The 13779-nt window shown below is 74.4% G+C and carries 15 protein-coding genes; 9 read left to right on the top strand and 6 right to left on the bottom strand.

Annotation, left to right across the window (positions count from 1 at the left end; all coding sequences use genetic code 11):
* The first annotated feature begins 28 nt into the window (after positions 1-28).
* Together BIV28_RS03990 and mscL are read left to right on the top strand one after the other, a co-directional pair.
* Positions 29-622, top strand: coding sequence for an SAF domain-containing protein (locus BIV28_RS03990; RefSeq protein ID WP_207555761.1), 594 nt, complete (start codon positions 29-31; stop codon positions 620-622).
* A gap of 53 nt (positions 623-675) precedes the next feature.
* A complete protein-coding gene (gene mscL, locus BIV28_RS03985; protein WP_076259528.1) occupies positions 676-1041 on the top strand; it encodes a large conductance mechanosensitive channel protein MscL in 366 nt (121 codons plus the stop codon).
* A 318-nt stretch (positions 1042-1359) separates the two neighbouring features.
* Here the strand turns inward: mscL and BIV28_RS03980 are convergent, their stop codons facing one another.
* From BIV28_RS03980 to BIV28_RS03955, 6 genes are all read right to left on the bottom strand, one after another.
* Positions 1360-1791: a tetratricopeptide repeat protein gene (locus BIV28_RS03980; protein WP_076259526.1), complete on the bottom strand. Its 432-nt coding sequence runs from the start codon at positions 1789-1791 to the stop codon at positions 1360-1362.
* A 91-nt stretch (positions 1792-1882) separates the two neighbouring features.
* Positions 1883-6007, bottom strand: coding sequence for an AAA domain-containing protein (locus BIV28_RS03975; RefSeq protein WP_076259523.1), 4125 nt, complete (start codon positions 6005-6007; stop codon positions 1883-1885).
* Positions 6008-6078: 71 nt separating this feature from the next.
* On the bottom strand, positions 6079-6456 hold the full coding sequence (locus BIV28_RS03970; RefSeq protein ID WP_076259521.1) for a hypothetical protein: 378 nt from the start codon (positions 6454-6456) through the stop codon (positions 6079-6081).
* Between the two features lie 127 nt (positions 6457-6583).
* Positions 6584-7117, bottom strand: coding sequence for a putative immunity protein (locus tag BIV28_RS03965; RefSeq protein ID WP_076259519.1), 534 nt, complete (start codon positions 7115-7117; stop codon positions 6584-6586).
* A gap of 33 nt (positions 7118-7150) precedes the next feature.
* Positions 7151-7573, bottom strand: coding sequence for a hypothetical protein (locus BIV28_RS03960; RefSeq protein WP_076259517.1), 423 nt, complete (start codon positions 7571-7573; stop codon positions 7151-7153).
* A gap of 1 nt (position 7574) precedes the next feature.
* Positions 7575-9089 (bottom strand): C2 family cysteine protease, encoded by a 1515-nt coding sequence (locus BIV28_RS03955; RefSeq protein WP_076259515.1) that lies wholly within the window; start codon positions 9087-9089, stop codon positions 7575-7577.
* Positions 9090-9173: 84 nt separating this feature from the next.
* On the opposite strand from BIV28_RS03955, the gene BIV28_RS03950 reads away from it, so the two are divergent.
* The 7 genes from BIV28_RS03950 (at position 9174) to BIV28_RS03920 (ending at position 13690) form a co-directional block, all read left to right on the top strand.
* Positions 9174-9731 (top strand): hypothetical protein, encoded by a 558-nt coding sequence (locus tag BIV28_RS03950; RefSeq protein ID WP_207555760.1) that lies wholly within the window; start codon positions 9174-9176, stop codon positions 9729-9731.
* Complete coding sequence (locus BIV28_RS03945) at positions 9728-10165, top strand: VOC family protein (protein WP_207555759.1); 438 nt, start codon at positions 9728-9730, stop codon at positions 10163-10165. Before BIV28_RS03950 ends, BIV28_RS03945 begins: the two co-directional genes overlap by 4 nt.
* Before the next feature lie 192 nt (positions 10166-10357).
* Complete coding sequence (locus BIV28_RS19880) at positions 10358-11200, top strand: hypothetical protein (protein ID WP_076259511.1); 843 nt, start codon at positions 10358-10360, stop codon at positions 11198-11200.
* Between the two features lie 38 nt (positions 11201-11238).
* Positions 11239-11706, top strand: coding sequence for a GNAT family N-acetyltransferase (locus tag BIV28_RS19875; protein WP_076259509.1), 468 nt, complete (start codon positions 11239-11241; stop codon positions 11704-11706).
* Between the two features lie 197 nt (positions 11707-11903).
* Positions 11904-12368 (top strand): CARDB domain-containing protein, encoded by a 465-nt coding sequence (locus BIV28_RS03930; protein ID WP_076259507.1) that lies wholly within the window; start codon positions 11904-11906, stop codon positions 12366-12368.
* Positions 12369-12513: 145 nt separating this feature from the next.
* Positions 12514-12951, top strand: a complete 438-nt coding sequence (locus tag BIV28_RS03925; RefSeq protein ID WP_207555758.1) for a hypothetical protein — start codon at positions 12514-12516, stop codon at positions 12949-12951.
* 100 nt (positions 12952-13051) lie between these two features.
* Complete coding sequence (locus BIV28_RS03920; protein ID WP_076259503.1) at positions 13052-13690, top strand: DUF4203 domain-containing protein; 639 nt, start codon at positions 13052-13054, stop codon at positions 13688-13690.
* Positions 13691-13779: the final 89 nt, after the last annotated feature.

Below are 13779 nucleotides of genomic sequence, written 5' to 3'. Positions count from 1 at the left end.
GGCGGCTCGCAGGCTGCGCCGGCGGCGGGTGGTCGCGGCGCTGCTGGCCGGGGTCGCGGTGTGGGTCGGCCTCGGAGCCCTCTCCCCGCGAGCGGCCGGCACCGCCGGGGTGCCGACGGTCGTCGCCGCCCGCGACGTCGCGGCCGGGGCCGTGCTCGTGGCCGACGACCTCGCCGTCGTGCAGCGTGCCGCCGCCGACCGACCGGACGGCGCCGTCTCCGACCCGGCCGCCGTCGTGGGCCGGGCCGCCGCCGGGCCGCTGCTCGCCCGTGAGGCCGTGACCCCAAACCGGCTGCTGGGCGGGTCGGTCCTGGCCGGGCAACCCGCCGACCACGTGGCGCTCACCGTGCCGGTCGTCGATGCCACCGGCGCCGGCGCACGGCCGGGTGCGCGCGTCGACCTCTACGCCACGGGCACCGGCGAGCGCGCCGCCTCGGACGTCGTCGTGCTCGCCGTCCGCGACGCGAGCGAGTCTGGTGCACTGGGCAGTTCGCACCCGCCGCAGGTCACCCTGTCCCTCGGGCCCGACGACGCCACCCGGGTCGCCCGCGGACTCAGCGCCCTCGAGGCCGGGCAGAGCTTCGTCGTCGCCATCCGGCAGCCGGTCGCGACGCCGCAGTAGGCTCGTCGCGACGCCCGATCCCGGTTCGGGGGCAGACGTGAAGGGGACCTTCAGTGCTCAAGGGATTCAAAGACTTCATCATGCGGGGCAACGTCGTCGACCTCGCTGTCGCAGTGGTCATCGGCACGGCGTTCGCCAAGGTCGTCGACGCGTTCGTCGTCGTCATCATGGACCTCATCGGCAAGATCGGCGGCAAGCCCGACTTCTCGTCGTTCAAGCCCGGCGGCGTCGCCATCGGCGCGTTCCTCACGGCCCTGGTCGGCTTCCTCATCGTGGCGGCCGCCGTGTACTTCATCGTCGTCGCACCGCTGAACAAGCTCGCCGAGCGGCGCAAGCAGGGCATCGAGCCCGAGCCCGAGGCGCCTTCCGAGGAGATCATCCTGCTCACCGAGATCCGCGACGCGCTGCGGGCACGCTGAGCCGCCCGGTCCGCGACGGCGGACCCCATGACGCCGCGACGGGGCGGGAGCACGATGCTCCCGCCCCGTCCGTCGTCTGGACGCGCTCACCCTCCGGCGCCGCGGACACCGAACCCCCGCGAGGGGTGGCATCGGCGTAGCGCCAGGACCCCACCCGCTACGTCAGTGCCCCGCGAGGAGGGGCAGTGACGTAGCGCCGGGACCCCACCCGCTACGTCAGTGCCCCGCGAGGAGGGGCAGTGACGTAGCGCCGGGACCCCACCCCCTACGTCAGTGCCCCGCGTGGAGGGGCAGTGACGCAGCAGTGGGCGCGGGGGGTCAGGCCTCGTCGTCGCCGTCGCCGTGACCGAGGACCGGGCCGCCGTAGGCCTGCGGCCGCTCGTAGCCGCCGTAGACCTCCGCGAGCGCGAGGGGTCGCGCGGCCTCGGCGTGCCGCCCGGCCCGCTGGAGCGTGCGCCCGAGCAGCAGGTGCGCGTACGCGTCGGTCGGGCACTCCTCGATGATCCGCTGGAGCGTCTCCTCGGCATGCCGGAACTGCGCCGAGTGGAAGTAGGCGCGGGCGAGCAGCAGACGCAGGTCGGTGGTCGAGTGCGGCGCCCAGCCGGCCTCGGTGGCCGTGGTGAGCTCCACGGCCTGCGCGTCGGCCTCGTCGACGAGGTTGGCGAGCGCAGTGGCAGCGGCGAGGTGGTCACCCCGCTCGAAGAGCCCTTGCGCGAACGACAGTCGCAGCTGGAAAGGGGTGGTGTTCATGCGCTCACCAACGCCCCGGGTGCACGGCTCATTCCCGCGGCCCGCCCTGCCCAGCACAACCCCCGACCATCGCTGCGCCCGGCCGTCACCCTCACTCGTAGTGGGGCGGGCGCTGGTCCTGGAGCCACTGGTCGCGGCTGTCGGAGTCCCCGCCACGCGCACCACCCCATCCGAGGTCGGTGTCGTCGCGGCTCCGGCCGCCCGTGGGCGCCGGTGTGAGGTCCTCGATCGGGTCGTCGGCCGCGGTCTCGGCGGTCCCGCGGCGGAACACCCGACGCCGCTTGCGCCGGGGCGCCGCGCCGACCTTCTCGTCGGTGCGGGCCTCGGCACCGGCGTCCGGCGTGGCGGCGTCGGCGCTCGTGCCGTCGCCGGACGCGTCCGCCGCGGTCGGCGCGGTCTGCGTCGGGGCCGCGTCCCCGGGCAGCTCGGCGGATGGGGTCCCGGACACCGGTCCGGGCTCGGGCGCCGGCGGTCGGGTCTCTCGGGCCATCGTGACGATGCGGGAGATCTCGCGTGCGGGGTCGCGGAACACGTCGGTGCTCCAGACCCGCTCGTGGATCCAGCCCAGACGGGTCAGCTGCTCGGGGCGCAGCCGGTCGCGGTCGCGGGTGCTGCGCAGGGCGGCGTAGCGGTCGCCGTCGGTCTCGACGGCGATGAGGCCGCGACCCCGGTGGTACGGGTCCTCCACGGCGAGGTCGATGCGCTGGCTCGCCGAGCCGTAGTCCTCGTGGACGGTGAGGCCCTCCCGGCGCAGCCGCTCGGCGAGGTCCCTGCGCAGCGGGTCGCCGCTGGGCGGGTTGGCCGCGAAGAGAGTGCCGTCGTCGCCGCGGCGGCCGCCGGTCTCTGCGTAGGCCAGGAAGTCGCGCAGCATGACCGCGCCCCGGGCCTTGAGCCGCTCGGGGTCGAGGTCGGAGGCCCGCAGCGCCGACACGACGGTCATCCGCTGCCGGGCCCGGGTGATGGCGACGTTGAGCCGCCGCTCGCCCCCCTCGATGTTGAGGGGTCCGAACCGGTGCAGCACCCGGCCGTGCGGGGTCTTGCCGTAGCCGATCGACAGGATGATCGCGTCGCGCTCGTCGCCCTGGACCCGCTCGAGGTTCTTGACGAAGAACCGCTCGGGCCGGTCGGTGTCGAAGAAGTCGGCGACGTCGGGGGCCCGGCGCAGGGCGTCGGTGACGGCGTCGTCGAGCCGGTCGGCGTGCTTGATGCCGAGCGCGATGACGCCGAGCGACTCGGTGGGGCGGGTGCGGGCGTGCTCGAGGACGAGCTCGACGACCCGCGCCACCTCCGCGTCGGTCGTCTCGATGGTGTCGACCCCCGGCTGCAGCGTGGCCTGGCCGTCGACCGGCTCGAAGGTGACCGCCGACTCGATCGAGGTGCCCGGGAAGGTCGTCAGGCCACCGTCGTAGACGGCGTCGTTGGCGAAGGCGATGAGCCGCTCGTCGCGGCTGCGGTAGTGCCACGTCAGGCTGCGCGTCGGCAGCGTCGCGGCGAGCACGTCGAGGACCGACTCGAAGCCCTCGGTCAGGGTGTCGTCGGCCTGGGCCGGAGCGGTCTCGTCGTCGGACACGACCGTGAAGAAGTTCGTCGGCGGCAGCTGGCGCTCGTCACCGGCGACGACGACCTGGCGTGCGCGGCTGATCGCCGAGATCGCCTGAGCCGGCTGGACCTGCGAGGCCTCGTCGAAGACGACGACGTCGAACCACTTGCCGGGCGGCAGGGTCGAGGCGACCACGAGCGGGCTCATCGCCCAGCACGGCTTGATCGCCGTGAGGGCAGCCGACGCCTGCGGCACGAGGTCGCGAAGTGGCTTGTGCCGTCGGGCCTTTCCGGCCTCGGCGCGAACCAGCGCCTCCTGCGCGGGGTGGTCCTCGAGCACCTCACGGACGTTGCGGGCCACGGCGTCGCGCACGCGGGCGACGGTCGCGTCCTGGTGGGCGCGGTCGGCCTCGACGTACTCGGCGACGTCCCGGCGCAGGCCCGCGCCGTCGTGGGCACCGTAGGCGGGGTCGCGGACCGTGACCTCCTGGGCCACCGAGGCCCACCAGACGTGGTCGACCTCGGCCGTGACCTGCTCGGTGCCGACGCCCCGGCGCGCCAGGTCGTCGACGAGCGGGCCCAGCCCGGCCGAGCGCATCTCGTCGAGGATGCTCGTCACCTGCGGCAGGACGCCGACGCGGTCGGGACGTGCCGCGAGCGCGGCGAGACGCTCGCGCAGCTCGTCGAGGGGCAGGTCGGTCAGCGGCGGCCGGCTGTCGTGCGGCGGCAGCCGGTCGTCGAGCCAGTCGAGGTCGCCCTTGACCTCCGCGAGGAGCGCGAGCCCCTCGTCGAGGCGCGGTGAGATCTCGGGGCGGCCGCCGCCGCCGACGAGGGCGTACCAGTGCTCCCGCTGCTCGGACGCGGCGACGAGCCGGTCGTGCAGGTCGGCCGGTGGGCGGCCCGGGCGCAGCAGCCGCTTGGTCTGCCGGCGGATCCGCCAGCGGTCCATCCAGCCCATCTCGATGCCGCGGGCCTCGCGCCAGTCGCGGGTGGCCGTGGCCGAGATGTGCTCGCGCAGCGGGGTGTCGAAGACCTCCGGCCGGAACACCTCGAGCGTCTCGCGGACGCGCGACATCGTCTCGAAGGCCGAGGCCCACACGTTGATGGACTCGGCGGCCGGCACCTGGGACTCGTCGAGGATGCCGTTGAGGCGGTCGCCAGTGTCGTCCAGGCCCGTGGTGCTGTAGCGCGTCGTCACCTCGAGGGCGCGCGACGCGTCGTCGGCGCTGAGGATGCGGGCCCCGAACCACGGGTCGTCGCCCTCGCGCACCCAGGCGCCGAGGCCTGCGGCGTCGCGCAGCCGGCGGCCGAGCTCGACGGCGCGGGCCCGGCTCGTCGCCGACAGCTCGCGGCCCCCGATGCGCACCCGGGACGTCGGCGGCGGCTTGCGCATGCCGAGCTCGACGAGCGCCTCCTCGGCGTCGTGCGCGCTGACGCCCCACGGCTCGCGCACGTCGTGGAGCGCGCGGACGTGGCGCTGGAGGCGGGCGCGGCGGTCGCGCAGCTCGGCGCCCGTGCCGTCGGCCCGGACGTCGGCGTGCTGGAGCGCGGCGTCGAGGCTGCGGGCGAACTGCAGAGCCGTGGCGCGCTTGTTCGTCGGGCCGTCGTAGGCGTCGAGGACGAGGTCGCCGAGGCCGAGACGGTCGAGGCGGGTGAGCACGGCGTCGATGGCGGCACGCTTCTCGGCGACGAAGAGCGTCGACTTGCCCTCGGCCGCGAGCGCCGCGATGAGGTTGGCGATGGTCTGCGACTTGCCGGTGCCGGGCGGTCCCTTGACGACGAGGTGGGCCCCGGCCCGCACGGCGTCGATGGCCGCGTGCTGCGAGGAGTCGGCGTCGAGGACGAGGTACTCGTGCTCCGGGTCGGGGTCGGGCTCGCTGTCGGGCACGCGCAGGCGCACCGCCGCGAGCGCCGACTCGTCGCCGGCGAGGGCCGCGACGACGTCGTGGTCGGCCAGGGACCCGCCCTGCAGGGCGAGGTCGGCCACCATCGGCAGCTTGGCGTACGAGAACGTGCCGAGGACGATGCGCTCCTCGACCCGCAGGTCGGGCACGTGCGCGCACTGCGCGCGCAGCGCGTCGTACACGGGGAGGGCGTCGAAGCCTGCGGGACCGGTGGCGAGGTCGGCCAGGGCGTCGCCGTCGACCTCGATGCCCTGCTCGGAGCGCAGGTACTCGCGCAGCACCGGGTTGAACTCCACCTCGGGGCCGAGGTCGATCTCGAAGTCGTCCTGGGCGGCGCCGGTGGGGCGCAGCACGCAGGCGCGCAGCAGCACCGGGGCGGCCGGCGGGCGGGCGGCCCGGGGCACCGACCACGTGGCCATGCCGATGGCCACGAACCCGGCCGCGATGCCGCGCTCCTCGCGCAGCTCGAGGGCCTTGGACCGGATGGCGCGGGCCCGGCGTCGGGCCTCCTCCAGAGCCGCGGGCTCGCGGAAGAGGTCGGACAGGCGCGTGCGGCGCCCGGCGAGCAGCATCGAGACGCCGCCGGGGTGGGCGGTCGTGAGGTCGAGCGTGCCGGAGGGCAGGTCGCGGTACCAGAGCAGGGTGTTGCGACCGCCGAGGTCGACGAGGGCGCGCTGCCACGTGCGCACCGCCGCGGCGACGCGGTCGGCACGGGGATCGCCCGAGGTGGACTCGGCCGTGAGGGCAGGGTCGCGCCTGGGGGCTTCGGTCATTCCTGCAGGCTAACCAATGGGACACGCCCGGCCCGGGACCGACGCCTGTGCGTCGGCTGGGTGCGCCGCGGTCAGGCGCAGCGGATCGTCGGGGCGACCCCGAGGCGGTGGAAGGTCTCGTGGTGCCCGGCGTCGTCGGAGAACTGTGCGATGCCGTCGAGGAGGACGACGCGCCCCGCGTGGTAGGGGTTGCCCCAGCCCGCGGGCGGGTTGCCCTGACCGTCGTCGAGCAGTCCCCCGGCCCGCTCGAACCAGTTGCCGTCGACGACGAGGTAGCGCACGCCGCAGTGCGTCTCCAGGAGCACCTCGACGCCCGCCAGGGAGGTCCCGACGCGCGTCGTGAGCCCCGGGTCGGGCCCGGCCGAGGTGCAGCCGCCGAGCGCAGGTGCGCCGAGGGCGAGCAGGACGGAGCCCGCGGCGGCGCACAGCTGCGCACGCGTCCGTCCCATGGCGGCCCTCCGTCGGCGATCGTCGGGTCTGTCGGGTGTCTCGGTCCCTGCCGGCCAGTATCCCGCCCGCCGGGCCGCGCGGCTCGCCGGACGGCGCGAGATCGATGGGCGAGGCCGGCGGGTACGGTCAGCGCGCGCGGAGGGCCGCGTCGACGGCCCGCACGAGCCCACCGACGCGTCCGCCACCGCCGGGAGCGTCGGGGAAGCGCCGGAGCACGTCCACCACGACCGGCGACGCGTGGCCCACCACCCGGGCGACGACGGCGTCGGCAGCGCCCGAGTCGCCTGCGTCCAGCTCGACCGCGAGGGCCGCGTACGCCGCCGAGCCGACGACGTGCTTGACCTGGGTCGCCTTGGCGAGCGGGTGCAGGAAGGCTGCACCGCACGCGGCGCTGGCCGCGTGCGCGGCGTTCGACGCCACAGGGTCGGGCGCCTCTAGGGCAGCCCGGTAGGCGGCCCAGGCCGCCGTCCTCAAGGCCTTGCTGCGCGCGGCTCCGCCCGCGAACTCCCCTGCGGCCTCGACGGCTTCGCGAGGGCGCGGGTCGTCCGGCAGGGCCCGCTCGTACAGCGGCAGGACGGTCTCGGCGCAGCGCGTCGCGAACGCGGTGACCTCTCGCAGCTCCTCGAGGGTGAGGTCGACGGTGTCCGGGGTGTCGGGCACGGGACCGGTGCGGGGCGGGCCGGGGCGACGGGATCAGCCCGTGGCGCCCGAACCGCCGTCGCCGAGGGTGAGCACGATCTTGTCGGCGCACGCGTCGCGGACGGTGACGGTGTGGCCGGCGACCGTGACGGTGTCACCTGCGGCGAGGTCGTGCGACTCGCTGACGCCGGCGCCCATGAACATCACCTTCCACGTGCGCGGGTCCGCCTTGACCTCGTACTGCAGGCCGGCGCGCAGCGTCGCCGCGGCGTCGAGCGGGAAGGTGCCGCCGCGCAGCACCGACACGTCGCCGGGCTGCTTCTCGCACGCCGAGGCCGAGGCGTCGGCGCTCGAGGTCGGGTCGCTCATGGGGGTCTCCTTCTGGCAGCCGCCGAGCACGACGGCGAGGGCGGCGAGGGCGGCGACGGCGAGCGCGGGGGTGCGGGCGCGTCGGGCGGGGCGGGGGTCGCGGGTCACGTCAGCTCCTCGGCTGCATCGCCTGGGGGTCGTCGAAGAGTCGGTCGAACTCGTCGTGGTTCACGGTGATCTTCGTGGCATCGGGCCCCCACGGGTTGCCGAGGGTCACGGTGCCGTCGGCGTTGACGCTCTGGACGTAGTACACGTGCCGGGTGACGTAGCCCTCGGGCGCGTCGGCCGGGGCGTCGGAGGGCGTGCTGACGATGACGCCCTGCTTGTCGTTGAACGCCCGGACGGCGCCGTCGAACCCGTCGACGCCGTGGGCCTCGTTGCCGGTGATGTACGAGGGTGCCTTGTCGTTGTAGTCCCACTCGACGGCGCCGTAGGTGCCCTGCTCCTCGACGTCGTACGGGGCGCCGCTCTTGCCGTCGGGCGCGCCACCGTCGTCCTCCCCGTACACGACGGCAAACGCCTTCTCGTAGTAGGCCGGCCACGTCTCACCGTTGGTGCCGTGTGCGCCGACGGGGTTGCCGTTGGCGTCGAGCGGGAGGTCGGCCGTGACGGTGACGACACGCGGGTTGCCGTCGTGGTCGAAGAGCCGGACGTCGACGGTGCCGTTGGGGTTGACGGTGATGTTGTCCCTGACGAAGTCGGGGTCGGCCTGGGTCGTCGCGGTGAGCGAGGCGATGGCCCAGCAGTCGCTGAAGCTGCCCTGGTTGACGTCCTGGGCGCTGAGGTCGTCGGTGCCGAGCTCGCCGCTCGGCAGGCCGTAGTGCAGGTCGCTGCGGTGCTCGCCGTCCTGGCTCTGCTGGCCGTCGAGGGCCACGTCGGTGGTGTCGAAGCCCGGCTGGCTCCACGGCATCGCCGCCTGCAGCTTGGTCGCCGACGCGGGCGTGATCTTCGACAGCAGTCCGCTCGTGACCTCGGACCGGTCGAACGGGTCGAGCCCGTCGTCGACCCAGAGGAAGCCGCCCTCGTCCTTCATGATCCGGCCGAGACGGGCGAGGTCCTCCGGGCTCATCCGCTGGATGAAGGCCTCGGCCTCGGCGGGTGTCAGCTCGTTGATGCGGTCGCGCATCGTCTCGAGGTCGTCGCGGTTGCCGTCCATCGACCAGAAGCCCGGTCCGTCGAGGACGTCCTTGACGGCGTCCTTCGCGGCGTCGACGTGCTCCTGGTCGAACGGCCCGGGCGGGACGTACGGCTTCGGACCGGGGGTCGGCCCGGCCGGCGGGTCGCCGCCGTCGGGGACGGGCGCAGGGCCTCCCGAGCCGCCTGCTCCGCCGGCGAACGGGCCGGTGCCGGTGCCGGTGCTCGTGTCGTCCTGCTGGCCGGCCTGGCGCTCGAGCGTCCGGCTCATCCGGGTGATGGTGTCGCGCAGGGCGCGGATCTGCGACTCGGCCGCCGGCCAGGACCCGGCGAGGTGCTCGAGGTCACCGCCGCCCCACTGCGAGCGCAGCGAGGACACGGCCCGCCCGGCGGTGTCGCAGACCTCGCCGGCCGTCGTCGCGCACAGCTCGAGGCGGCGTGCCGAGGCACGCAGCGCGACCGGGTCGGCGCCCTTGCGGTAGATGGCCATGTCGAACCCTTCCCCTGTGGGCACCGACCCTAGCGCCGGATCGGCCGGGGTGCGGGTCCTGCGGCGGCGCAGCAGACTACGGGGATGCGCAGCACGAGTCGGTCCTCCGCCGACGAGCGACACCCGACGCCTCCGGGCGCCGGCTCGCCGGCGGGCTTCGCAAGGGTGGCCGAGCGCTCGGTGGTGGTGATCGCGTGCCTGCAGGCTCTGGCGTCGGCGGTCGCCGCGGGCTTCGGCGTCGTCTACGCGCTCGAGTCGGCCAGCCCCGACAACGGCAGCGACCTCGCCGGGCTGGGCGTCGGCATCGGGATCGTCGTGGCCGTGCTGGGTGTGGGCGGTGCCGCCGTGTTCGCCGCCCTCGCCGTCGGCCTGCGGCGCCGGTTCCGCGTGCGGCGTCACACCTTCGCCGCGATGCAGGCCGTGCTCGCGGTCCTCGTGCTGCAGGCGCGTGAGGCGTGGACCTGGCCGGTCGTCGTCTACCTCGTGGCCACGGTCGTGCTCTGCTACGTCGGGCACGCCGGACGCGTCCGAGATGTCCGGCGGGGTGGGCCGGGCGATGTCGAGAACGCGACGCCGGCTCCGTCCCAGGGGGCAGGAGCGGCCACGACGGGCCGCGACGATGACGGAGGAGAACGAGCATGACGATCCGGATGGACCACGTGAGCGTCGTCGTCGACGACCTCGAGGGGGCCAAGGCGTTCTTCGGGGCGCTCGGCCTCGAGCTCGAGGGAGAGCCGCCGATCGAGGGCGAGGCGGTGGACCGCCTCAACGCACTCGACGGCATCCGCGTCGACATCGCGATGATGCGCACCCCGGGCGGTGAGGGCCGTCTCGAGCTGACGCGGTTCCACTCCCCTGCCTCGGTGGAGCCCGAGCCGCGCAACGCCCTCGGCAACGTGCTCGGCCTGCGCAGCGTCATGTTCGCCGTCGACGACGTCGACGCCACAGTCACGGCGCTGCGTCCGCACGGGGGCGAGCTCGTCGGCGAGGTCGTGCAGTACGAGGACCTCTACCGGCTCTGCTACGTCCGCGGGCCGTCCGGGATCATCGTCTCCCTCGCCGAGTCGCTCGGCTGACCCCTCTTCGACGGTCGGCGACCGGTTCGGTGCTGGGCCGGGCCGGGTGGGCAGGCGCAGACTGGGGGTGGCGGGGCCGGACCCTCTCGGCCCCGCACGGTCTGAGCAGGAGGCGCCGTGGCCGGCGTGGCGAGTCGCCGACGATGGCCGACGCCGCGACACCCGGTCACCGGGCGGCGTCGGGGCCGCGGGGTGCGCGGCGCAGGTGGCGTCGCGCTCGTCGTCGGGCTCCTCGTCGGGCTCCTCATGGGGCTCGCGGCCTGCACCGGCTCGACGCGAGGTGGGTCCGCGTCGCCTCCGGTGGGCGTGCTCCCCGACGCGCGCCCGGACGCGCGGCCCGGCGGAGCGTCGGCGCCCGAGGCGAACGGTGACGCGACGCCCCTGCCGGCGGGCGCGTCTCGCGACTACACCGTCGCCGAGGCGCCGGCCCTCGTCGACCGGGACGCGTACGCGTTCCGGACCCTGAGCGCCGTCCGGCCCGGGGCGACCTACCGGCTGCGCATGCCGGGCAACCTCTACCCCGTCGCGTCAGGGTCGCGGCTGGCCGTGGAGCTCACCGTCCCGGGCGGCGGCTGGTGGCTCTTCGAGCAGGGCGTCGTGACGCAGCAGCCGTCGTTCGTGCAGGAGGACGCCGGCGTCCGCGTCATGGAGCTGGGGACGATCCCCTACGGACCGTGCCAGGACCAGGAGCACCCGCCTGCGGACCCGGGCCCCACCCCGGCCGACCTGGCGCGCGCCATCGTCACGCGGTACCCGCTCCGCATCATCGAACCCGCCTCTCCCGTCACGCGATTCGGAGGGTCGGGTGTCCACCTGGTGGCTCGGCTCGACGACCCGAAGGCCGGCCTGTGCGACAACAACGGCCTCATGACCTACCGCCCGATGGCGGGCCAGCACCAGCTCGTCGAGCTGTGGGTCGTCGTCGTGCGACGCGAGCGGGTTCTCGTCGAGCGGTCGTGGTTCCCGGACACGAGCCATCGCGTCCTCGCCGACCAGCAACGCGTGCTCGCCTCGCTCCGTCTCGTCCCCCTCTGACGACCGGCGGGGCGTCGGCCCTTGCTAGGTTCTGCCGCGTGGAGATCACGCGCATCGGGCCCGACGACTGGGAGACGTTCCGGGCGGTGCGGCTGGCCTCGCTGTCCGAGTCCCCCTCTGCCTTCGGCTCCCGCTACCGGGACTGGGTCGAGGCCCCCACGGAGCGCTGGCGGTCGCGCCTGACGCAGGTGCCGCTCACGCTGCTGGCGCGCGAGGACTCGGCGGTGCTCGGCGTCGTGAGCGGGCAGCCCGACGGAGAGGACTGGGTCGAGCTGATCTCCATGTGGGTGGACCCGTCTGCACGCGGCACGAGTGTCGCCGGCCGGCTCATCGGCGCAGTGGTGGACTGGGCTGCGGGTCAGGGCAGGAGGACCTACCTCATGGTCCGCAGCGACAACACCCGGGCCCGCACCGCGTACGAGCGGGTCGGCTTCGTGGACAAGGGAGTTCCCGACGGCTGGCCGGACGACGAGCCCCCGGAGACGCGCATGGAGCTGCGCGGCTGAGCCACCGCCGACGGCGCGGCGATGCGCCTCGCGGGCGGGGTGCCTCGCGGGCGGGGTGCCTCGCGGGCGGGCGCCTACCGCAGATGCACGAGGCGCCCGGCCGCGCCGCGGAGGACGGTGGACGCACGAGGAGCCTTCCTCGGCCAGAGGTCGGCTCGAGGCTCTACTGGTGCAGGGGGCATCCGATGAAACGAGCCATGACGACACTTGCGGCCCTGCTGGCCGTGGTCGGCACCGCGTGGCCGGCCTCGGCCGAGGACGGCACGCCGGACCTCGGCGTGACGATCACGTGGGGTGCACCCGGTGGTCCACACGTGCGGTCCGGCGAGACCGCGACGTGGACGGTGACCGTGACGAACCTGGGCGACGCGACCGCTCCTGCGGCCGAGGTGCTGGCCAGCGGGTCGGACCAGTTCGGCCGGTTCACCTCCGACTGCGGGGACCAGTTCTGCGTCATCGGTGACCTGGCGCCGGGGCAGTCCCGCACCGTCACCTTCTCCGCGACTGCGTGCCTCATTCAGGCCGGGGGCCCTCCGGCCCGACGCCTGTGGTGGGTCACGGCGTCGGCGTGGACCGCGACCGACCCGAACCCCGCGAACAACGTGGCGAGCCTGGACGTCCGGATCACCGGGTCCGCCAACGCGTCGTGCTTCCCGGCGTGACCCACCGGGGCTGACCCGCGCGGCGGGACGGTTCGGCCGGCGTCCGCCGTCGGTCTCGGGCGCGCGAGGGGCCGAAAGGCCCCGTGGACGACGACCATCTGCCAGCATCGCGTCCATGCCGTTCGAGGTGGGGAGGATCCCCCGTGTGACCGCCCCCGTCCTCAGCGACTTCTCGCTCTGGGACGGCCTGGCCTTCACGGTGGAGGGTCGGCGCTTCAGGCCGCGCGGCATCTTCCATCGCCGGGTCACCCTCCCGGGGATCCCGACGAACGTCGAGGCCACGGTCACGGGTGCCCTGCCGGGGACCCATCGGCTGGTCGTCGACGGTACGGCGTACCCCGTCGGGCCGCCGGTCCCGCTCGGCCTGAAGGTCCTGGCGCTGCTGCCGTTCCTGCTGGGGCTGCCGATCAAGGGCAGCCTGGGGTGGCTGGTCGTCGCGTTGGCATTGCCGTGCAACAGCAGGATCCTCTTGTCGTCGCGGACCAACGTCGCCAAGGCCGCCCTCCTGGTCGCGACGCTGCTGGTGGGAGCCGGTGTCGAGGTCGCGTTGGCCGTCTGGTTGGCCGCGACCTGGTGGCAGTAGCGACACCGCGCTGCCGGTCGGGGGCCCACCCGCGCGGCTGCCCGAACCCAAGGTGCTGCGTTCACGCACGCAGCGACCGCGGGGCGCCCTACATTGGGGCATGGCAGACATCGTGCTGGGCCTCTTCGCGATCGTTGCCGGTGGCTTCATGCTCTTCGCCGGACAACTGGTGCTGCGCCTGATCCTCCCCATCTGGGGCTTCTTCGCCGGATTCGCCTTCGGGGCAGGGCTTTTCGCGGAACTTGCCGATGAGCACTTCCTCGGCACCGTGCTGGGTTGGGTGTCGGGGTTCGTGTGCGCCCTGGTCTTCGCCCTCCTGGCGTACCTCTACTTCGCGGTGGCCGTCGTCATCGCCATGGCCGCGTTCGGCTTCGCGATCGGTTCGGGCCTCGTCGTCGCCCTGGGCATCAGCTGGAACTGGGTCGCCGTGCTCGTGGGCATCGTCGTCGGCGCCGCGCTCGGCCTGGTGGCGGTCGTCGCGAACCTGCCGATGATCGTCCTAGCCGTCGTCAGCGCGCTGGCCGGGGCCGTCAGCGTCGTCGCCGGCCTGATGCTGCTGGTGGGCACGATCAACTCCGCCGACTTCACCCGAGGGGACTTCTCGCAGGCCGTGCACGCCGGCTGGGGCTGGTACCTGACCCTGGTCGTCCTCGCCGTGATCGGCATCGTGGCCCAGACCCGGCAGCGGCTCGCGATGCGCCGCACCGTCCAGCAGACCTGGTACGCCGAGAGCGGCTGACGAAGCGCCGGGACCCGGGCCCTCGACGCGCCCGCCATCCGCCGGTCCGCCCCCGTCGACGCCTGACTTCTCACTGGTGGACCGTGGGG

Origin of the sequence: Intrasporangium flavum, from assembly GCF_001956915.1 — a bacterium.
Lineage (GTDB): Bacteria > Actinomycetota > Actinomycetes > Actinomycetales > Dermatophilaceae > Monashia > Monashia flava.
Note: the sequence above shows the minus strand (reverse complement) of the source record. Positions and strands in the feature narration are given on the sequence as shown.

What these genes read in the sequence shown, in the direction of transcription:
- BIV28_RS03945 (WP_207555759.1), top strand. Translation starts at nt 9,728, where the DNA reads ATGACGATCCGGATGGACCACGTGAGCGTCGTCGTCGACGACCTCGAG.
- BIV28_RS03920 (WP_076259503.1), top strand. Translation starts at nt 13,052, where the DNA reads ATGGCAGACATCGTGCTGGGCCTCTTCGCGATCGTTGCCGGTGGCTTC.
- BIV28_RS03980 (WP_076259526.1), bottom strand. Translation starts at nt 1,791, where the DNA reads ATGAACACCACCCCTTTCCAGCTGCGACTGTCGTTCGCGCAAGGGCTC.
- BIV28_RS03930 (WP_076259507.1), top strand. Translation starts at nt 11,904, where the DNA reads ATGACGACACTTGCGGCCCTGCTGGCCGTGGTCGGCACCGCGTGGCCG.
- BIV28_RS03955 (WP_076259515.1), bottom strand. Translation starts at nt 9,089, where the DNA reads ATGGCCATCTACCGCAAGGGCGCCGACCCGGTCGCGCTGCGTGCCTCG.
- BIV28_RS03950 (WP_207555760.1), top strand. Translation starts at nt 9,174, where the DNA reads ATGCGCAGCACGAGTCGGTCCTCCGCCGACGAGCGACACCCGACGCCT.
- BIV28_RS03975 (WP_076259523.1), bottom strand. Translation starts at nt 6,007, where the DNA reads ATGACCGAAGCCCCCAGGCGCGACCCTGCCCTCACGGCCGAGTCCACC.
- BIV28_RS03970 (WP_076259521.1), bottom strand. Translation starts at nt 6,456, where the DNA reads ATGGGACGGACGCGTGCGCAGCTGTGCGCCGCCGCGGGCTCCGTCCTG.